General features: G+C 27.2%; 18 protein-coding genes and 5 tRNA genes. 20 read left to right on the top strand and 3 right to left on the bottom strand.

The features are described 5' to 3' along the window. Nucleotides 1–3: 3 nt before the first annotated feature. Nucleotides 4–1,239: a hypothetical protein gene (locus tag B5L73_RS04190; RefSeq protein ID WP_085148280.1), complete on the bottom strand. Its 1,236-nt coding sequence runs from the start codon at nt 1,237–1,239 to the stop codon at nt 4–6. A gap of 30 nt (nt 1,240–1,269) precedes the next feature. Here B5L73_RS04190 and B5L73_RS04185 point away from each other — a divergent pair, with 30 nt between their 5' ends. The 9 genes from B5L73_RS04185 to B5L73_RS04145 all read left to right on the top strand — a co-directional run bounded on the left by B5L73_RS04185 (nt 1,270) and on the right by B5L73_RS04145 (nt 11,083). After that, complete coding sequence (locus B5L73_RS04185; protein WP_085148277.1) at nt 1,270–1,977, top strand: glycosyltransferase; 708 nt, start codon at nt 1,270–1,272, stop codon at nt 1,975–1,977. A 4-nt stretch (nt 1,978–1,981) separates the two neighbouring features. Further along, nucleotides 1,982–2,764, top strand: a complete 783-nt coding sequence (locus B5L73_RS04180; RefSeq protein WP_085148274.1) for an FkbM family methyltransferase — start codon at nt 1,982–1,984, stop codon at nt 2,762–2,764. After that, nucleotides 2,764–4,599: a hypothetical protein gene (locus B5L73_RS04175; RefSeq protein WP_085148271.1), complete on the top strand. Its 1,836-nt coding sequence runs from the start codon at nt 2,764–2,766 to the stop codon at nt 4,597–4,599. Before B5L73_RS04180 ends, B5L73_RS04175 begins: the two co-directional genes overlap by 1 nt. A gap of 69 nt (nt 4,600–4,668) precedes the next feature. Continuing rightward, a complete protein-coding gene (locus tag B5L73_RS04170; RefSeq protein WP_085148268.1) occupies nt 4,669–5,895 on the top strand; it encodes a class I SAM-dependent methyltransferase in 1,227 nt (408 codons plus the stop codon). Nucleotides 5,896–5,989: 94 nt separating this feature from the next. Further along, the gene (locus B5L73_RS04165; RefSeq protein ID WP_198150111.1) at nt 5,990–7,087 is read left to right on the top strand and encodes a glycosyltransferase; all 1,098 of its coding nucleotides are present in this window, start codon (nt 5,990–5,992) and stop codon (nt 7,085–7,087) included. Between the two features lie 278 nt (nt 7,088–7,365). Beyond that, nucleotides 7,366–8,649, top strand: a complete 1,284-nt coding sequence (locus B5L73_RS04160; protein ID WP_085148262.1) for a hypothetical protein — start codon at nt 7,366–7,368, stop codon at nt 8,647–8,649. A gap of 165 nt (nt 8,650–8,814) precedes the next feature. Then, a tRNA-Leu gene (locus B5L73_RS04155) sits at nt 8,815–8,900 on the top strand. A gap of 4 nt (nt 8,901–8,904) precedes the next feature. Further along, on the top strand, nt 8,905–9,675 hold the full coding sequence (locus tag B5L73_RS04150; RefSeq protein ID WP_085148259.1) for an NAD kinase: 771 nt from the start codon (nt 8,905–8,907) through the stop codon (nt 9,673–9,675). Between the two features lie 13 nt (nt 9,676–9,688). Next, the gene (locus B5L73_RS04145; protein WP_085148256.1) at nt 9,689–11,083 is read left to right on the top strand and encodes a glycosyltransferase family 39 protein; all 1,395 of its coding nucleotides are present in this window, start codon (nt 9,689–9,691) and stop codon (nt 11,081–11,083) included. Between the two features lie 34 nt (nt 11,084–11,117). On the opposite strand, the gene B5L73_RS04140 is transcribed toward B5L73_RS04145, so the two are convergent. Beyond that, nucleotides 11,118–11,193: transfer RNA gene (locus B5L73_RS04140), tRNA-Thr, on the bottom strand. A 33-nt stretch (nt 11,194–11,226) separates the two neighbouring features. Next, nucleotides 11,227–11,970: a 23S rRNA (guanosine(2251)-2'-O)-methyltransferase RlmB gene (gene rlmB / locus B5L73_RS04135; protein WP_085148253.1), complete on the bottom strand. Its 744-nt coding sequence runs from the start codon at nt 11,968–11,970 to the stop codon at nt 11,227–11,229. Nucleotides 11,971–12,100: 130 nt separating this feature from the next. On the opposite strand from rlmB, the gene B5L73_RS04130 reads away from it, so the two are divergent. From B5L73_RS04130 to rpoB, 11 genes are all read left to right on the top strand, one after another. Next, nucleotides 12,101–12,186, top strand: a tRNA-Tyr gene (locus B5L73_RS04130). Nucleotides 12,187–12,231: 45 nt separating this feature from the next. After that, nucleotides 12,232–12,305: transfer RNA gene (locus B5L73_RS04125), tRNA-Gly, on the top strand. 40 nt (nt 12,306–12,345) lie between these two features. Further along, the gene (tuf, locus tag B5L73_RS04120) at nt 12,346–13,536 is read left to right on the top strand and encodes an elongation factor Tu (RefSeq protein WP_085148250.1); all 1,191 of its coding nucleotides are present in this window, start codon (nt 12,346–12,348) and stop codon (nt 13,534–13,536) included. Between the two features lie 9 nt (nt 13,537–13,545). Further along, a tRNA-Trp gene (locus B5L73_RS04115) sits at nt 13,546–13,621 on the top strand. Nucleotides 13,622–13,643: 22 nt separating this feature from the next. After that, on the top strand, nt 13,644–13,835 hold the full coding sequence (gene secE, locus B5L73_RS04110) for a preprotein translocase subunit SecE (protein WP_085148246.1): 192 nt from the start codon (nt 13,644–13,646) through the stop codon (nt 13,833–13,835). Beyond that, nucleotides 13,835–14,365, top strand: a complete 531-nt coding sequence (nusG, locus tag B5L73_RS04105) for a transcription termination/antitermination protein NusG (protein ID WP_085148241.1) — start codon at nt 13,835–13,837, stop codon at nt 14,363–14,365. The genes secE and nusG overlap by 1 nt, the downstream gene beginning before the upstream one ends. After that, the gene (rplK, locus tag B5L73_RS04100) at nt 14,365–14,796 is read left to right on the top strand and encodes a 50S ribosomal protein L11 (RefSeq protein ID WP_085148238.1); all 432 of its coding nucleotides are present in this window, start codon (nt 14,365–14,367) and stop codon (nt 14,794–14,796) included. Before nusG ends, rplK begins: the two co-directional genes overlap by 1 nt. Then, complete coding sequence (gene rplA, locus B5L73_RS04095) at nt 14,796–15,485, top strand: 50S ribosomal protein L1 (RefSeq protein WP_085148220.1); 690 nt, start codon at nt 14,796–14,798, stop codon at nt 15,483–15,485. Before rplK ends, rplA begins: the two co-directional genes overlap by 1 nt. A 9-nt stretch (nt 15,486–15,494) precedes the next feature. Continuing rightward, a complete protein-coding gene (rplJ, locus tag B5L73_RS04090; RefSeq protein WP_085148217.1) occupies nt 15,495–16,013 on the top strand; it encodes a 50S ribosomal protein L10 in 519 nt (172 codons plus the stop codon). A gap of 3 nt (nt 16,014–16,016) precedes the next feature. After that, nucleotides 16,017–16,382 (top strand): 50S ribosomal protein L7/L12, encoded by a 366-nt coding sequence (rplL, locus tag B5L73_RS04085; protein ID WP_085148214.1) that lies wholly within the window; start codon nt 16,017–16,019, stop codon nt 16,380–16,382. 55 nt (nt 16,383–16,437) lie between these two features. Then, nucleotides 16,438–20,526 carry a DNA-directed RNA polymerase subunit beta gene (gene rpoB / locus B5L73_RS04080; RefSeq protein WP_085148206.1) on the top strand — a complete coding sequence of 1,363 codons (4,089 nt, stop codon included), beginning with the start codon at nt 16,438–16,440 and terminating at the stop codon, nt 20,524–20,526. Nucleotide 20,527 lies beyond the last annotated feature (1 nt).

The following is a 20,527-nucleotide window of genomic DNA, read 5'->3' as shown; positions in this document are numbered from 1 at the left end:
AAATTATATTTTTTTTAAAATTTTATCAGAAAAAATTATTTTACTTTTTAAAAATAAAATTGAAAATATCATAAGCATTAGCATCCAGTCTAGAATACTTTTTATAAAGATTACTATTAAAAAATAATACGTAAAAACTCTTTCACCATTAACAAAACTTATTCCATCGTGAACATTCAAAAATCCATAAATAAATAAAAATGCATATCTTAAAATGATTAATTTTATAAGATTTTTGAAAAAAATATTATTTGGATATTTTCTTTGAAAACTTAATATAAATGGCAAGAGTAATATTATATATATTTCTTTGTAAGCATAGCTTGAGACAAATATAAATAAAAAGACTAAAAAATAACCTGATATTACAAAAATATTTGAATTTGGTTCATAAACCTCCAGTTTAAGAGTTTCATATAAAGAGTAATTTTTTGATATCATTTTTTTAAGTAAGTAGAAAAAAAATAAATAAGTTATTAGAAGAAAAAACTGATATCTAATTTCAAATAAATAATTGAATATTTTAGCTAGCCCATTCAATGAAAAAAGAAAATGATAACCAGCTTTACCCGGAAGCATATTGTTCAACATGAAAGAATAGCCTTCCCAGTTAATTAACATATATAAGAAAATTAAGAATAATAACGTTATCAAAATAATTAATATTTTTTTCAAACTTCTTTTTTTGTCTTCTAAGAAAACTGTAGCAAGAATTGCAACAGGGTAAAATTTTATAAGTGAAAAAAAAACTCCTAATATCCATGTAACAAAAAAAACTCTATGATAAGTTGTAAGCAATATTGATAGATAAAATAAAGAGTCTAATTGCATTCTTTCCATCAAAAGCATACTTGATGGATTTAAAAGGGATAAATAAAGAATAAATAGTTCAATTTTATTTTTGGGATTAATTGTAAATGTTGATAAAAAAATTATGAATACCACTAAAATCCATGGAACATAATTTCTATAAATAGTGTCTAAAAATTCATTGTAGGGTAAACTTAAAAAAATATATCCATAATTAAATTGAGAAACAGTTCTTTCTCCACAATTTAAAGTCTCAAGTGTTAAAAGGTTTACACCTAAACTATTACATCTAAGCCATTCAAGAGGAATTTTGAAATCTATAAATAGATCTGTAGCAGCCCAAATAAAATTTTTTAGATAATCAGTTTGCAATAAGAATATGACTGCAATCAGTATTATTAATGAATGTAATATGGTTTTTAGTGTCATTTTAAAATTTATATAATATAAAATATATTTATGAAGCTATGTCTAATAATTCCAACATTAAATGAGGAAAATAATATTCATAAAATATATAAAAAGATACTAAATACTAAAATCAAATTAGATATACTTTTTGTTGATGATAACTCAACAGATAAAACAAGATTAATAATAAAAAAACTAAGTAACAAGAATAAAAACGTTAAATTTATTTTTAGAAATAATAAAAAAGGGATTGGTTCCGCTCATAAAGATGCAATCAAATATGCTTATAAAAACAAATATAGTTTAATTATAACAATGGATGCTGATGGAACCCATGACCCAAAATATTTTAGTTCAATGATTAAAAAAGCTCATAAATATGATTATGTAATAACTAGTAGGTTTAAAAAGTTAAATCTAATCGAAGATTGGCCAATTGAAAGAAAAATAATTACTTATACAAGACATTTTTTAATAAAACTATTTTTAGGTTTAGCTTATGATGCTTCTGGTGCTTACAGATGTTTTATGACTAACAAAATACCTTTAGGAATATTTTCTCAATCAAAAAATAATGATTACGCTTTTTTTTGGGAGATAACATACTTAATTAAGTTACAGAGATACAGTATTTATGAACTTCCTGTTAGATTAGTTTATAGAAAACTTGGAAAATCTAAAATGAAACTCAAGCATATTATAAATTCATTTTTTTATTTATTAAAAATGTTTTTTCAAAGAAAATTTTTAAGATAAAACAATGAGATCATCTGAAACTCATGAAGGTGTTTTTTCTGTTTTAGAAAAAATTGTGCGTGCACATCCAGCAATATATATAATTTTTAGAAAATTAATTAAATTTACAAATATTTTTGAAAAAGATTTTGATGGCTTAAAACTTTTAGACATTAATAAAAAAAAGATAGATATAATAGATGTGGGAGCTAGTGATGGTATTGCATCGAAATTTTTCAATAATAATCTTAATGTAGGTAAAATATATTGTTACGAACCAAATGAATATTTTATAAAAATTTTAAAAAAGGTGAAACAAAAAAACATTATTATTAAACCCTACGCTATTGGTAATAGTAATATTAAAAAAAGAATATATTTCCCAAGATATAATTTTATGAATATGAACTATGACATCATTTCATACGCTCATTATGATCGAAAATTGATGGATCATTTTCTATTAGATTTTAAATTCAGAAAAAATTTATCTATAGCAAGTAGTATTCTAACTATTAAAAAGATAGGACTATTTAAAAAAAGAATTCACTTAATTAAAATTGATACCAATGGATTTGAATTATCAATTATAAAAGGATTAATTAAAACTATAAAAAAAGATAGGCCTGCACTACTAGTGGAAATGAATAAGGATGAAAAACTTATAAGTAATATCTTAAAAAAATTCAATTATGAAGGTTATTTTTACTTAATTAATCAAAAAAAATTTACAAAAAAAAAAAAATCTAATGCACTAAATAAATATTTTTTGCAAAAAAAACATATCAAAAAAGAAATGATAATTTAATGCAAAATATTAAAAATATAAATTATATTCTATTGTGTACTATTTTAATATTTATTTTTAAATGGATATTTTCATACGTTTTTTTCAAAGATGATATTTCATTAAAAATAATTTTTGATACTCCAAGTGATGGATACTTCTATTATGTTTATACTGAAGCACTCTCTAATTTTAGATTTAATGAGTCCTATGATGGTGAAATTAAAGATCTAAAAAATATTCCAACTCCATTTTACGCTATATTATTCCCAGCAATTTTATTTAAACTTTTTGGAAATTATTCAGTTTTATTTTTAGAATTTATATTTATTTTCCTTTTTCTATTTATAATCAGTAAAATTTTTAAAAAATTAAATTTTTCAAACTCATCTAGCATTTTAATGGCATTATTTTTATTTTTTATGCCTACATTATTAGACATTTTGAAATTGGGCTCTTTGCCATATTTAATTTCATTAACCGATATATATAGTTTAAGGTTTCCAAGACCTTTAATAGTAAATATCTTTTTTTATTTATTCATACTTTTGTTATTTTCAATGAATAAAGAAGAATTCTTTTTGAAAAAGAATATCTTTTTTTTAGCTTTAATTTTGATTTTTTCACTATCATCTTTTTATTATTTTTTTGTATTAGAAATTTTAACATTTACGATGTTAATATTTTATAAATTTAAATTATTAGAAATTTTTAATTATAAAAATTTAAAGAATTTTGTTTTTTTGATAATTACTTTCAGTTTTTTATCCATCCCTTTTATTTATTTTATTTCTACTTCTGAGCCAAATTATATGGAGAGAATGTACGTTATTGACTTAACGATAGAAAAAAAATTAATTTTGATTAATTATTTAATTTCGAAGTTATTTAGTATTAAGAGTTTTTTATTAATTTTAATTATTTCGATATTAAATATATATGCAAACAAATTTAAAATTTTTAACTATGAAAAAATTAATATATTATTTTTTTTATTCATTTCCTCTTTAGTTTCGCCTTTTTTTTTCATTTTACTATCTAACAAAACTGGTCTTAATTATCATTTTACAAATTTAATAGTTATTTGCTCTTTTTTATACTTATTAATTTTTTCATTATCAATTTTAAAAGAAAAATTATTACTAAGATTTAAATTAAATTATTTTAGTTATATTTGTATTATATCAATTATTTGTATTTATAATTTTGACATGTACAAAAAATTTAATCAAAAATATAAAGATGAAAATTATGTACTTTATAGAGAAGGGTTCAAAAATATCACAAATTTGATTAGAGAAAATAAAGATATTAAATTACTTACGTTTGACTCAAAATTAATGATATGGTCAATCCTTAATGATGTTGAAGAGATTAAACCTTTAAGTGGTCAGCTTGTTCCAAAAACTCATTTAATGATCGAAAATGACTTAATTGATAGTTTTAAATTTTTAAAATTAGATTATGAGAATTTTTCTAAGTTTTTTGAAAATAAACTTTCTTCATGGCGAATTAATAACCAAAATACAAAACTATTTTTTTGGGGAAGATATTCTGCTAGTAAACTTCAAACTTACAAAAATTCAAAAGATTTTAGTCCTGAGGAATTAAATATGATAAAAAGAACAAGCCCATTGATGGTTCAGTCTATTGCGATTCCAATTAATGAAATTAACAGATTAAAAAAAAAATTTGAAACAAGTGAAATAAATGAAGAATTTAAACCAAACTTAATTTTTCTCCATAGAAATGAATTGATTGATAATATTTTCCCCGAAGATATTTTAAAGTGTGAAAAAATTTCTAACAAAAAAATAATTGTTTTCTCAAAATTAGATAATAATTCTAAATGTTAAAAATTGTTTTATTTATCTATTCAAAGCTGCTATTCATAATTCTACTAAAAAAATATAAATTTTTATCAAATGAAGATTAATAAATGTAGAATATGTTCATCAAAAAAGTTTTCAAAACTTTTTAGTTTAGGAAAACAATCTTTTACTGGAAAATTTCCAAACACTAGACGTCATAAAATTGCAAAAGATTATATTAATTTAATAATATGTAATAAATGTAAACTTGTTCAACTAGATAGAAATTTCAATCCAAATTTTTTATATGGAAAAGATTATGGTTATAGAACAGGGATAAATTTAACCATGAGTAACCATGTAAAATCTGTTGCCAAAGAAGCAATTAAAATATCAAAACCAAAACAAAAAGATTACATTCTAGATATAGCAAGTAATGATGGAACATTATTAAATAATTATGGAAAAAAATTTATTACCGTAGGAGTCGATCCACTGACAAACAAATATAAAAAATTTTATAAAAAAGTGAATTATAAGATTTCTAATTTCTTTACTCTTAAAAATTTAAAAAAATATAATTTAGACAAAAAATATAAAATTATAACAGCTCTTTCGATGTTTTATGATTTAAAGGATCCAAATTCTTTTATTAAAGATATTAAAAAAATCTTGCATAAGGATGGAATTTTTATTTTAGAACACGCTGATCTTTTATCAATCTTGAAGTATTCCTTATTTGATACTATCTGTCATGAACATTTAGAATATTATTCTTCAAAGATAATAATAGAATTAATGAAAAAGAATAATCTTAGAGTGTTTGATATTAAAAATAGTAAGATAAATGGTGGCAGCACAAGATATTTAATTACTCATGACAATTCAAAATTTAAGACAAAAACTGAAAGAATTTCAAAAATTCTTAAAGAAGAAAAAAAATTTAAACTTGAAAAAAAAGAAACTTTTTTAAGATTTTTTAAAAGAATTAATCTAATTAAAAAAAAAATAATGGGTCTTTTGAATGATATTGTAAACAAAAAAAAAACAGTCCATGGTTATGGAGCATCAACTAAAGGAAATGTATTGCTTCAGTACTTTGGCATTAATGTTAAACATTTAAATTATATTGCTGAGAGAAACCCTCTTAAATATAATAAATTCACTCCAGGTACATACATTAAAATTATTTCAGAAAAAAATTCAAGACAGTTAAAACCTCATTATTATTTTGTTCTCCCGTGGCATTTTAAAAAAGAAATTGTAAAAAGAGAGACAAAAATAAGAAATTTAGGAACAAAGTTAATATTTCCTTTACCTAAACTAAAGATAATATCTTAACTTGAATATTACTAAAAAAATTAAATAAAAAAAAATTTTACATGTTTATCTAGTTCAACTATAAATTTGACATATTCAACAAAAAAAATTTTATTTGAAAAATAAAATAAAAATATATTTTTTTCATCCTTATTCAGGTTATGGTGGAGCTGATCTTTCAATTTCAAGGCTTATAAATGGTTTAAATACTAATAATTTTGATATAGATTTTTTGAGTATCAATCCTCCAAAATTATCAAAGAAAATAACTAAAAAGATCAAATATAGAAAGATTAACGCATCAAGAACAATCTTTGCTTTTAAAAAAATTAAACAAATTATTGAAAAAGATAAAATCTATAATAAGAAAATTTTTATCTCCAACCAATATTTTGCAAATGTACTATCATTATTTTTCTTAAAGAAATTCAAAAATTTAAAAATTGTAGTTTTCGAGAGAAATCATTTATCTGAACTTTCAAATTATATTAATCTTAAAGATCTATTCAAAAAAGTTATTATAAAATTTCTAGTTAAAATTTCTTATAAAAAAGCTAATTTAATAATCTGTAATAGTAAAGAGACAGCAAAAGATTTAGAAAAATTTGTTAATGCAAAAGTCTTATCCTTATACAATCCATGTTTTTTTGGTTTTAAAAAAAAAAGAAAAAAAAAGAAATATAATAAAATTAAATTAATTAATGTCGGAAGATTCGTTGATCAAAAAAATCAAATTACAATTTTAAAAGCTATAAAAAAAACAAATTTTAGAGAAAAATTTAAAGTAAATCTTTTTGGTTATGGAAAGGATTATCATTATTTAAAAAGCTATATAACAAAAAATAATTTAGATAATGTGAAATTAATTCAAAATGTTTTTGATAAAAATCAAATTTATTCGGATGCAGATTTATACGTTGGTTCCTCTTTATATGAAGGTTTTCCAAATACTTATGTTGAGGCAGCTAGTCACAGAATTCCTATTATTTCCTCCAATTTTAAATCAGGTCCAAAAGAAATATTATTAAATGGTAAAGCTGGAACTTTTTTTCCTATAAAAGACTCAGAAAAATTATCTAAATTATTGGATGATTTTTATTTAAAAAGAAATAAATATTTAAAAAAAGAAATAATTTGTTCAAAAAATTTAAAAAGATTTTCAAATCAAAAAATAACAAAAGAATTTAATTCAATTTTAAAAAGATTAGATTAAAAGTTTACTTATTAACCTTGATCAATTATAAATATTAGCATAAATACTCATGAAATTCATTAATGCCCTCGTGGTGAAATTGGTAGACACAAAGGACTTAAAAGCCGAGGGATAGAAGTTTAAGTCAGTCCATAGTAGTCCAAGGTAATCTAAACATCCTATAAAAGCACATAATTTTAATTTAGCTTTTAATAAAGAATGGAAAATAAAGCTAAATTAATTTGTGAAAACCAGCACAAGACCAGCACATAGAGAGAAAAATATTGTATAGTCTGTTTATGAAAAAACTTTTAGGGATCTTGGTTCTGGGTTTGTTGTGGTGCAATATTAGTTTTGCCCAGGATTACAGGATAAAAAATTTTATCAAGTGGTTATATGAAAATGGTTATAATCAGTATGTTGAAAAAGATTCGGATGGAAAATTACAAACTAATTTAAAACTTAAATTAAATCCAAGAAAAAGAAACATTGATTATGATTCAAACCCAAACAGAGACACGCTACTTTATTATGTGTGGGACTTCACATATGGATTAAGAAACTCGTATGAGGTTAAACCTTCTAAAGAACCTTATGAATTTAAATTTAATTTAATTGAAGATAAATTTGTAAAAAAACAAATGAAAACTAAAGGCATTCTTAGTTATTTGTATTACCAAGATGGTGAAGTATTAATTGATGAACTTTCTCCCAAAGAAAGATTAGGAGAGTTTTTAAACAATGAGACAAAATTTTTTTCAATGTCAATGGGTAAGTCAATAACTTCTTATGTACTTGGTCATGCGATATGTGAGGGCTATATTGATGGAGTCGATGCTAGAGTAAATGACTGGCCTATAATAAAAGATTCACTTTATCATGATCAAAAGTTAATTGATTTTTTGAATATGAGTACTGGTGATCAAAAATATATCGATGAATTTAAATCTTACATGGGCACAACTAAATTAACCAATTATGAAGATAACAGTATTTCCCAAACAATGAGAGTTTCTCTTAAAGACTCGGTTAAATCAAAAAGTATCTATAATTATAATGGATTTGTTACGCAGCTTATTATCAATTATACAAAGCATAAAACAGGTGATGATTATGAAAAACTCTTAAATAAAATTTTTGCAGATAAGGTAAAAATTAAATACAGCATTCTTCCTTATAGAAATAGTGGCACGGGCCAAGGAAAGTTACATCCAACTATAAGTGCAACCAGATATGATTGGCTAAGGATTGCAAAAGCAATAATGGATGACTATCAAAATGATACTTGTGTTGGTAAATATTTAAAAACAATTTATGAAAGAAGAATACCGAAAAAGTATAATGAGAAAAAAAACGAACCAGGATTTAATCGTACCAAATCCTATGGAGGTCAATTTCATATGGATTATCCAGGGTTAAAAGATAGGGTTGTATTTGGCTTTGGTGGTTACGGCGGAAATGCAATTTTAATTGATGTCGAAAAATCTAGGATAGTAGTCGTTAATTCAGTCCACTATAATAATAAAAAATTTAAATATAATGTGAAAAAACTTTTAATTGATCCAATTAAAAAAGGGAAATGAAAAAACTTTTAGGGATCGTGGTTCTGGGATTGCTGAAATCTTATCCTATAGATTATAGGAGAACCAGCACAAGACCAGCACATAGAGAGATAAAATAAAAAAAATTTACTTATTACTCTTGTTGAATTATAAATATTAGCATAAACACTCATGAAATTCATTAATGCCCTCGTGGTGAAATTGGTAGACACAAAGGACTTAAAATCCTTGCCGCTTGCGGAGTGCCAGTTCGAGTCTGGCCGAGGGCACCACTAAATGAAAAAAATACAAATTATTTCTGATAAAAATTTGAAATCACAAAAAATTAAAAGCTCTTTAATTAAGATATTAGATAAGTCTAAAACATCAAAAGCTAATATTATAATAGTTATTGGTGGTGATGGATTTATGCTAAAAACTTTAAAAAAACATAAAAACTCAAAAAAATTTTTTTACGGAATAAATTCTGGAAATTATGGATTTTTAATGAATAAATTTTCCTCAAAAGCAATAATTAAAAATTTATCTAAATCCAATGTTATTTCTATTTCTCCTTTAGAAATGACAGTAAAAAATATAAAAAATCAAATAAGAAAATTTTTAGCAATTAATGAAGTTTCGATACTGAGACAGAGCAGACAAGCTGCTTCATTATCAATTAAACATGGCTCAAAACAAGTTATAAAAAGATTAGTCTCTGATGGAGTTCTCGTTTCTACTCCAGCCGGAAGTACAGCTTATAATTTATCGGTACACGGACCAATACTAAGCTTAAATTCAAAAAAGTTATCTATTTCTCCAATAAGTCCATTTAGACCCAGAAGATGGAAAGGAAAAGTGGTAAGTTATAAATCAAAAATAACTATTAAAAATTTAAATCCTAAAAAAAGACCAATAAGCGCCGTAGCAGATAATATTGAAATAAGAAATGCTAAAGACATTATTGTTAAAACTAACCAAAGTATAAAATTTAATCTTATGTATGATAAGAATAGAAGTCTTCAAAAAAAAATTAAAATTGAGCAGTTAAGAAAAGAAACTTCTTAATTAAATCTAGTTAATGAAGAGACATCTAAATCTAAATTATAATATTTTATATTTTTTTATAATTATAACTGGAATTCTTACTATTTTTTATCAAATAAATTTTGAGGATTTTTGGTTAGATGAAATGTTATCTTTCTGGATAGCTGATCCGGAACTATCATGGAATGAAACATATGAAAGACATAAAAAATATGATTATCATAATCCGATATTTTTTAATTTAGTTTTAAAGTATTTTTTAAATATATTTGGCTATAATCCTGAAATCGCAAGATACTTAACTTTAATATTTGGGTCTATATTCTTTATAATCATTAGACCTATTACTTTTCAAATTAAAAAGGATAACACATTTTTATTAGCAACCTTACTGACTTGCTTAAGTATTTATACAATAAAATATTCACAAGAAGTAAGACCATACTCACTATTGTTATTAACTAGTGCTTTGAATATATATTTTTTTCTCAAATTATGTAATAGAGAAGGTAAAAAAAAAAATACAGTTTTTTTTATTATTTTTTCAGTAATAAACTATTCAATAAATCCATTTTCTTTAATTATTTTTTTTTCACAGATTTTTTTTCTATTTTACAAATACTTATTATTTAAAGATAAGTATGTTCAGTTTTACATTTCAGTTCTATTTATCAGCATTTCTTATCTATTATTAAATTATGATTATATTTTGTTTCAAGTTTCTTTTGATAATTACATGCTCTCATCAGATATAATTAATGTTTTAGATGGACTATATTTTCCAAGATTTTTTGGATCAAAAATAATGGGATATTTTTACCTTATATTATCTTTATTCCTCATAATTAAATGTAGAAAAAAAATATTTTTAGAGAATAACAATTATCTATTTTTGCTTACCATAATATTCTTTTCATATTTAATACCTCTGATTTATGGAATTTTGAATACACCAGTTTTACATGATCGATACATAATATTTATATTAATACCAATTTTAATATTTATATCTTGTTTATTAAATGAGTTAAAAAACAATTTTTTAAGAAGAGCATTATTTTCATTATTAATTTTTTTAACTGTTGGAAATCACTTAATAGAAATTTTTGAGAGACCTAAGACCAAACCAGAGTTTAATCTTGTTTTAAATCAAATTAAAAAAAGTGATAATAATAATATTGTTTTATATAATCCTAGAGGAACCTCAATTTTCATAATGAACTATCTAAAAAATATTCAACCAAATATTAAAAAAGAACTAAATTTTTTTGAGTTTAAAGATTTAGCTGAAAAAAATAAAAGTTTTTGGTTTCTATGTTACATGCCAGAAGTTAATTTTAAATGTGAAATGGCTGAAGAAAATAATTTTAAGAAAAGTGAGCGAAAAAAAACTAGATTAGTACATGCTTATTTTTATGAAAAATTTTAAAACAAAAATAATAAATGTTGATTTTATTGAGTGATGGTGCCCCCGCACGGATTCGAACCGCGGACCTATTGATTACAAATCAATTGCTCTACCAGCTGAGCTACAAGGGCATGCGCAATAATTATTAATAATTCTTTAATTAATCAACTCTTTTTTTTTAAATAACTTAAGTGGTGAAATACAATTGCAGCACTATTTGAGATATTTAAGCTTTCAACTTTATTATTTATGTCTATCTTAACTAAAAAATCTGCATATTTTGATGTGTGTTGGTGCATGCCAAATCCCTCAGAACCAAATAAAAGAATATTATTTCCTTTCCATTCTATTTTTGTGAAATCTTTATTACCATTACCATCAAAACCATAAACCCAAAAATTTTTATCTTTAAGATTTTTTAAAGTAGAATTAATATTCGATACCTCAAAAATATTTATATATTCAATTGCTCCACTTGAAGCTTTATACATAAGTTTACTTTCATTTGGATAGTGTCTTTCTTTAATAATAATTCCATCAATATTAAAAGATGCCGCACTTCTTATTAAAGCACCAATATTTCTAGGATCTGTTACCCCATCCAAACAAACCAAAGTGATATTATCTTTTTTTTTTATAAATTCTTTTAGGATTGGTTTTTCCAGGTGTTCTATTTCAGCAACATATCCTTGATGCAACAAATTCTCCTTGGTGCTATATTTGTCTAATTCTTTTTTAGTTTTAAAATAAACTTTTACTTCATTAAGAAGGTTTTTGTTTGGGCTTTTCCTGTGTATATTTTTTTTACTTTCCTCTGTTAAAAAAACTCTCAGTACCTTTCTTTTTGGATTTTTAAGAGCCTCAATAACCGCGTGTTGGCCAACAATGAAAAATGATGATTTATTCATAAATAATCCTATGTTTTACACGTTTTTTTTAATATTTTCCTACTAAATCACGTGTTGCATTTGGATAAATAAAATATATAAAACGCATGTTGTTTGAAGCTTTATTGAACAAGGGGACACTTCCCCTAAGGGAGGGGTTCCAGAGCGGTCAAATGGGGCGGGCTGTAAACCCGTTGACTTCGGTCTTCGAAAGTTCGAATCTTTCCCCCTCCACCATTCAATATATTTTAAACAATACTGGAGTGTTACTCTTGGGGTTGTGCGGGTGTAGTTCAATGGTAGAACGCTAGCCTTCCAAGCTGGATGTAAGGGTTCGATTCCCTTTACCCGCTCCAAGAAAATAAATTTAAATTTGAAAAGTGAGGAAAAAAAGTAATGTCGAAAGAAAAATTTGTAAGAAATAAACCACATTGTAACATTGGTACAATTGGTCATGTCGATCACGGTAAAACAACTTTGACTGCTGCTATCACTAAAGTTTTATCTGAAACTGGTGGTGCACAAGCAATTGCATATGATCAAATTGATAAAGCTCCAGAAGAAAAGGAGAGAGGTATCACTATATCTACTGCTCACGTAGAATATGAAACTGAAAAAAGACATTATGCTCACGTAGACTGCCCTGGTCATGCTGACTATGTAAAGAATATGATTACAGGTGCAGCTCAAATGGATGGAGCTATTTTAGTTGTTAATGCTGCAGATGGGCCTATGCCTCAAACAAGAGAACACATACTATTAGCAAGACAAGTCGGTGTTCCTGCAATCTGCGTTTATTTAAATAAAGTAGACCAAGTTGATGATAAAGAAATGATTGATCTTGTTGAAGAGGAAATAAGAGAATTATTAACTTCATACAAGTTCCCAGGTGATAAAACTCCAATAGCAAAAGGTTCTGCACTTGCTGCTGTTGAGGGAAGAGATGAAGAAATTGGTAAAAAATCAATTTTAGAATTAATGAAAAATGTTGATGAATTTATTCCTCAACCCGATAGACCAAAAGATAAAGATTTCTTAATGCCAGTTGAAGATGTATTCTCTATTTCTGGAAGAGGTACAGTTGCAACAGGTAGAGTTGAATCTGGGGTGTTAAAAACTGGTGATGAATTAGAGATTGTTGGTATCAGGGAAACAAAAAAATCAGTTTGCACTGGTGTAGAGATGTTTAGAAAACTTCTAGACTCAGGTGAAGCAGGTGATAACGTTGGTGTTCTTTTAAGAGGAGTGGAAAGAACTGACATCGAGAGAGGTCAAGTTCTTTGTAAGCCGGGTTCAGTTACACCTCACACAAAGTTTGAAGCGCAAGCTTATGTATTAAAAAAAGAGGAGGGCGGCAGACATACTCCTTTCTTTACTAAATACAGACCCCAATTTTATTTTAGAACTACAGACGTTACAGGTGAAGTTGAATTACCAGCAGGCACTGAAATGGTTATGCCAGGTGATGATGCTAAATTTACAGTAAAACTAATAACACCAATTGCAATGTCTGAAAAACTAAACTTTGCAATTAGAGAGGGTGGAAGAACTGTAGGCGCTGGAGTTGTAACTAAAATTATAGAGTAAACTCTATATAGGAGTGTAGCTCAATTGGTAGAGCGCCGGTCTCCAAAACCGGAGGCTGAGGGTTCGAGTCCCTCCGCTCCTGCCAATTAATAAAATTAAATTGTATTATGAAAAACCCAATCAAATTTATTCAAGAAGTTAAGCAAGAAGCTTTTAAAGTTAGTTGGCCTACTGGTAAAGAAACAGTTCAAGGTGCCTTAATGGTGTTTGCTATGGCAGTAGTGATGTCATTATTTTTTCTTTTACTTGACCAAGTTTTGAAGTTTTTCTTAGAGCTTTTACTTAAAGTGAGTTTATAATGAAAAATTGGTACATAGTTCAATCACACTCAAGCTTTGAAAATAAAGTTGCTGGTTTAATTAAGGAAGAGGCAGAAAAGGCAAAAATTTCAGATAAATTTGATGAAATAATTGTTCCAACTCATGACGTAACTGAGGTTAAAAGAGGCAAAAGAGTTCAAAGAAAAAAAAAATATTTTCCTGGTTATGTGCTTATTAAGAGTGAGATGGACAACAGTATTTATCATATGATTAAAAATATAAAGAGGGTAAGCGGTTTTTTAGGTACAAAAGGTATACCTGTCCCAGTATCAGATAAAGAAATAGAGAAGATTTTAGGTCAAATAAAAGATGGTGTAGCTCAGCCAAAATCTGGTATAGAGTACAGCGTTGGTGAAAAAGTCCAAGTAGTTGATGGACCGTTTGCTTCATTTAGTGGAATGGTTGAGGAAATTGATGAAGAGAAGTCAAGATTAAAAGTTTCTGTCTCTATATTTGGAAGACCGACACCAGTTGAATTAGAATATAATCAAGTGGAGAAAACAAGTTAATGGCTGCAAAAAAAGAAATTAGTGGTTTTATAAAGTTACAAATTAAAGGTGGTCAAGCTAATCCAGCACCACCAGTTGGTCCTGCCTTAGGTCAGCGTGGGGTTAATATAATGGAATTTTGTAAAGCCTTTAATGATAAAACAAAATCTTTAGCAGGAAAACCTGTTCCTGTTGAGATTACTGTTTATAAAGATAAAAAGTTTGATTTTAAAATTAAATCACCCCCTGCTTCATTTTTTATTAGAGAGGCAGCTAAGTTAAAAAGTGGTTCACAAGAACCAGGTAGAAATATTGTAGCCTCTATAACAAAAAAACAGGCTGAGGAAATTGCAAAACAAAAGATGAACGATTTAAATGCATTAGATCTAGAACAAGCAGTAAAAATTATTGCAGGTTCAGCTAGATCTATGGGAATTGAGGTTAAAGATTAATAATGTCTAAAAGATTTAAAAAATTACCAGAAAAAACGGCTGAATTACCTGCAGATGGTATTGAAAAATTAATTCCTATTATTAAAAAAAATTGCACAACAAAATTTGATGAGTCTGTTGATTTAAGTTTTCAAATTAATAATAAACAAAAAAAAAATGAGATTAATATTAGAACTGTAGTAAATCTTCCAGGTGGTTCAGGAAAAAAAGTAAAAGTTGCAGTAGTTTGTGAGGATTCAAAATCTGCTGATGCAAAGTCAGCTGGTGCAGATATTGTTGGAGGCGATGATTTTATTGAAAAAATTAAAAATGGAGAAATTAATTTTGAAAAATTAATTTGCACACCTTCTATGATGATTAAATTATCTAAATTAGGAAAAGTGCTTGGTCCAAAGGGTTTGATGCCTAACCCAAAACTAGGTTCTGTAACTGAGGATTTAAAGACAGCGATAATAGATGCAAAATCTGGTCAAGCAGAAATAAGAAATGATAAAGATGGAAATATTGGTGTGAGTATCGGTAAGAAATCTTTTACTGATGATAAACTAATAAAGAATTATAATGCAATAATTGAAACACTTGAAAAAGAAAAATCTAACAATACAGTCAAAGGTGAATTAGTAAAGTCAGCTTTTGCAACCTCAACAATGGGTGTTTCGTATAAATTAAAAATAGGAAAAAGCATTTAAATTTTTATGATGAACAAAGAACAAAAAAAAAATTATATAACTGAAATGACTGCGCAATTTGAAAATAGTAAAGCAGTTATGGTAACTCATTATCAAGGTTTAACAATGCCTCAACTTGATGAATTAAGATCGAAAATGAGAGAGCATGGAATTGTTTTTAAAATTACAAAAAATAGAATTACAAAATTAGCTTTAGAAAAAACCAAATGTAAGGATTTATCAAAATTATTTACGGGACCTACAGCAGTAGCATTTGGAGAGGATGCGATTATGTCTGCAAGAATTTTATCTAAATTTGCAAAGGATAATGAGAGTCTAAAATTAATTGGTGGAATCATGGATAATGAGATTTTAGATCAAGCGGGAGTATTAAATGTAGCTAGTTTACCAACTTTAGATGAAGCAAGAGCAAATATTGTAGGTATTTTGAATGCTTCTGCATCAAAATTAGTCAGTATTTTGCTTGCACGATCGGAAAAAATGAGTAGTTTACCACCAGAAAATTCTGAAACACAACCTAAAGAGTAAAAAATGCCTGACCTAAATAAAATTATAGAAGATTTATCAAGTTTGACTGTTGCTGAAGCGGCAGATCTTTCAAAACAACTAGAAGAAAAATGGGGTGTTACCCCAATGGCAGCAGCAGCTCCAGCAGCAGCAGGTGCAGCAGCAGCAGCAGAAGATAAAGATGATTTTACTATCATGTTAGTTTCTGCAGGTGATAAGAAAATTAATGTAATTAAAGAAGTGAGAGCAGCAACTTCTTTAGGACTAAAAGAGGCTAAAGACTTAGTTGAAGGTGCACCAAAAGAAGTGAAAACTGGTGTTCCAAAAAAAGAAGCTGAAGAAATAAAGGCTAAGTTAGAAGCTGCAGGCGCTAAAGTAGAACTTAAATAAATTAAAAAGGATTTTTTTAGCTCTGATTAATTCTATTAATCAGTGTTAAACATTGATGCAAATATCTTTTACTGAAAAAAAAAATATTAGAAAAAGTTTTGGTAAACTTAAAGAGAGTTTATCAATACCAAACTTAATAGAAGTCCAAAAAAATTCTTACAAAGAGTTAACAGATTTTAATGCTGAAAATTTAGAATTAACAAAAGGTTTTGATAGAGTTTTTAAAAGTATTTTTCCAATTGAAGACCTTAATGATAAGGCAACTTTAGAATATGTTTCTTATAGATTAGAAAAACCAAAGTTTGATGTAGATGAATGTATTGCTAGAGGTTTGACCTACTCTTCCGCATTAAAATGTACTCTAAGATTAGTTGTTTATGAGATAGATCAAGAAAATAACACTAAAGATATTTTATCAGCAAAAGAACAAGAAGTTTACATGGGGGAAGTTCCAATGATGACTAACAGTGGAACTTTTATAACTAATGGGGTGCAGAGAGTTGTTGTAAACCAAATGCACAGAAGTCCAGGAGTATTTTTTGATCATGATAAAGGTAAAACTCACGCCAGTGGTAAATTATTATTTAATTGTCGTGTAATTCCAAATAGAGGCTCATGGTTAGATTTTGAATATGACGTCAAAGATTTTTTATATTTTAAAATTGATAGAAAAAAGAAGATACTCGCCTCATCTTTATTACTCGCTTTAGGTTTTACTAAATCAGATATCGCAAACGAATTTTATGAACATGAAAAATTTAGTTATGATACCAACTCTCAAAAATGGAAAACAAAATTTAATCCAGAAAATTATAAAGCAAAAAATTTCTCAGAGGAGGTTATTGATGCAAACACTGGAAAAGTTGTAATAAAATTAGGAGAAAAGATAAATTATCTAAATGCAAAGAAATTATTAAATGATGGTTTAAAAAATATTTTAGTATCAAAAGAGTCTCTGTATGGAAAATTTTTACATTCGGATATTAAAATAAGTGATAAAGAAGGGGGTACTTTAAAAATTGGAACTGAATTAAATGAAACAATTATCCAACAAATATTAGATGCAAAAATTTATACTCTCGATATATCGATTACTAATTCTATAAATAAAGGCGGTTATTTATTAACTACAATATTCAATGATAAAAATAATACTAAAGAAGAGGCAATTACTGAAATTTATAAAATGCTAAGACCTGGTGAACCACCAACAATTGAGATAGCAACCCAAATATTTAACAATCTTTTTTTTAGTTCTGATAGATATGATTTATCTGATGTTGGTAGAGTAAAAATGAATTCTAGATTGAGTCTAGAGTGTTCTGATAAAATTACAATTTTAAGAAATGATGACATAATTGCAATAATTCATAAAATGCTAGATCTAAGAGATGGTAAGGATGAAGTAGATGATATTGACCATTTAGGTAATAGACGAGTTCGATCAGTAGGTGAGCTTGTTGAAAATCAGGCTAGGATAGGTGTTTACCGAATGGAGAGAGCTATCAAGGAAAAAATGACTACTCTTGATATTGAATCAGCGATGCCGCAAGATTTAATTAACGCAAAACCTCTTACAGTTTCATTGAAAGATTTTTTTGCTAGTTCACAGTTATCTCAGTTTATGGATCAGACAAATCCTTTATCCGAAATTACTCATAAAAGAAGAGTATCAGCGTTGGGGCCTGGCGGTTTAACTCGAGAAAGAGCAGGTTTTGAAGTACGTGATGTTCATCCAACTCATTATGGAAGAATATGCCCGATTGAAACACCAGAAGGACCAAATATTGGTTTGATAAATAGCTTATCTACTTACGCAAAAATTAACAAATATGGATTTATCGAAAGTCCTTACAAAAGAGTTAAAGATGGAGTAGTTCAAGATAAAGTTGAATATCTATCTGCAATGGAAGAAACTAAGTATACGATTGCTCAAGCTAATACCAAATTAGATAAGAATAATAAAATTATTGAAGAGCTTGTATCTTGTAGACAAAATTTGAATTTCTTATTATCTAAACCTGAAACTATTGATTACATCGATGTATCCCCTAAACAATTAGTGTCAGTAGCAGCATCTTTGATTCCTTTTTTAGAAAATGATGACGCCAACAGAGCTTTAATGGGATCAAACATGATGAGACAAGCGGTTCCGCTATTAAAACCAGAGGCTCCTTTGGTAGGAACAGGTATCGAAAGTGATGTTGCTTTAGACTCAGGTGTTACAATCGTAGCAAAGAGAGATGGAATAGTTGACAAAATTGATGGAAAGAGAATTGTTGTTAAGGTTACTGAGGAAACAGATTTCACTAAATCTAGTGTTGACATATATAATCTTCAAAAATTTAAAAGATCAAACCAAAATACATGTATTAATCAAAGACCATTAGTTAGAGTTGGGGACAAAGTAAAAACAGGTGATATTATTGCTGACGGCCCTTCGACTAGATTAGGAGAATTAGCTTTAGGAAAAAATGTTACCGTCGCATTTATGCCTTGGCAAGGATATAATTTTGAGGACTCAATTTTGATTTCAGAGAGATGTGTGACTGACGATGTATTTACATCTGTCCATATTGTTGAATATGAGATAATGGCAAGAGATACTAAACTTGGTGAGGAAGAAATTACAAGAGATATTCCAAATGTTAATGAGGAAGCTTTAAAAAATCTTGATGAGTCAGGCATAGTTTATATTGGGGCAGAAGTTAATGCTGGAGATATTTTAGTTGGTAAAGTTACACCAAAAGGAGATTCAGCTTCAGGACCAGAGGAAAAATTATTAAGATCCATTTTTGGTGAAAAAGCAATAGACGTAACTGATACATCTTTAAGAATGTCCAGAGGAAGTAGTGGAACTGTAGTTGATGTAAAAGTTTTCAATAGACATGGTATCGAAAAAGATGAAAGATCTATAACAATTGAACGAGCGGAGATTGAACAAGTTCAGCAAGATAAAATTGTTGAGGAAGAAATATTAGAGAGAAGTATTAAGCAAAGGGCTTCACAAATTTTATCTGGCTCGTCACTAACCAAAAAAATAAAAAATATTGATGTAGGAACAAAACTTAGCTTTGAAACTATTAATAATTTAACAATCACTGATGTTTTTAAAATTACAGATGGTAATTCAAAAAATGATGCTGCAATTGCTCAATTAAAAGATCAATATAATAAAGCTGAACAAGATATTGTTGAAAGATTTGAAGATAAAGTTCTAAAAATAAGAAGTGGAGATGATCTTTTGCCAAGCGTAATGAAAATGGTTAAAGTTTTTGTTGCAATTAAAAGAAGATTAAGACCAGGTGATAAAATGTCTGGACGACATGGTAATAAAGGAGTTGTTAGTAAAATTGTTCCTGTTGAAGACATGCCTTACAGAGAGGATGGAAGACCAGTTGATATAGTTTTAAATCCTTTGGGAGTTCCAAGCCGTATGAACGTGGGTCAGATCTTAGAGACACACTTAGGCTGGGCATGCAAAGAATTTGGAGAACAAGTTAAAAATTTAGTGAACGAAAATTATAAAAAGCTTGAAAAAACTGAGAAGATATCAAATTTTTTAAAATCTGTTTATGGCGAAGAAATCTATAATCAAAAAGTTGATAAATTAAATAAAACAGAGTTTGCGGATTTATGTGAAAACCTTCAAAATGGTATTGCAATATCAACACCAGTATTTGATGGAGCAAAAGAAAGAGACGTAACAGAAATGTTAGAACTGGCAAAACTACCAGGCTCTGGACAAACTTACTTGTGGGATGGAAGAACAGGAGAAAAATTTGATAGACCGGTAACAGTTGGAATTATTTATATGCTTAAACTTCATCATTTAGTAGAGGATAAGATTCACGCAAGATCTACTGGACCCTACAGTTTAGTTACACAGCAACCACTTGGAGGCAAAGCGCAATTAGGCGGTCAAAGATTTGGTGAAATGGAAGTTTGGGCTCTCGAAGCTTACGGTGCGTCATATACTTTACAAGAAATATTAACTGTTAAATCTGATGATGTAGCTGGTAGAGTTAAAGTCTATGAGACAATCGTTAAAGGTGAAGAAAATTTCGAGTCAGGCATACCAGAATCATTCAACGTATTAGTAAAAGAAATAAAATCTTTGGCATTAAATGTGGAATTAAATTAAT

This window comes from Candidatus Pelagibacter sp. RS39, from assembly GCF_002101315.1.
Taxonomy (GTDB): Bacteria; Pseudomonadota; Alphaproteobacteria; order Pelagibacterales; family Pelagibacteraceae; genus Pelagibacter.
Note: the sequence above shows the minus strand (reverse complement) of the source record. Positions and strands in the feature narration are given on the sequence as shown.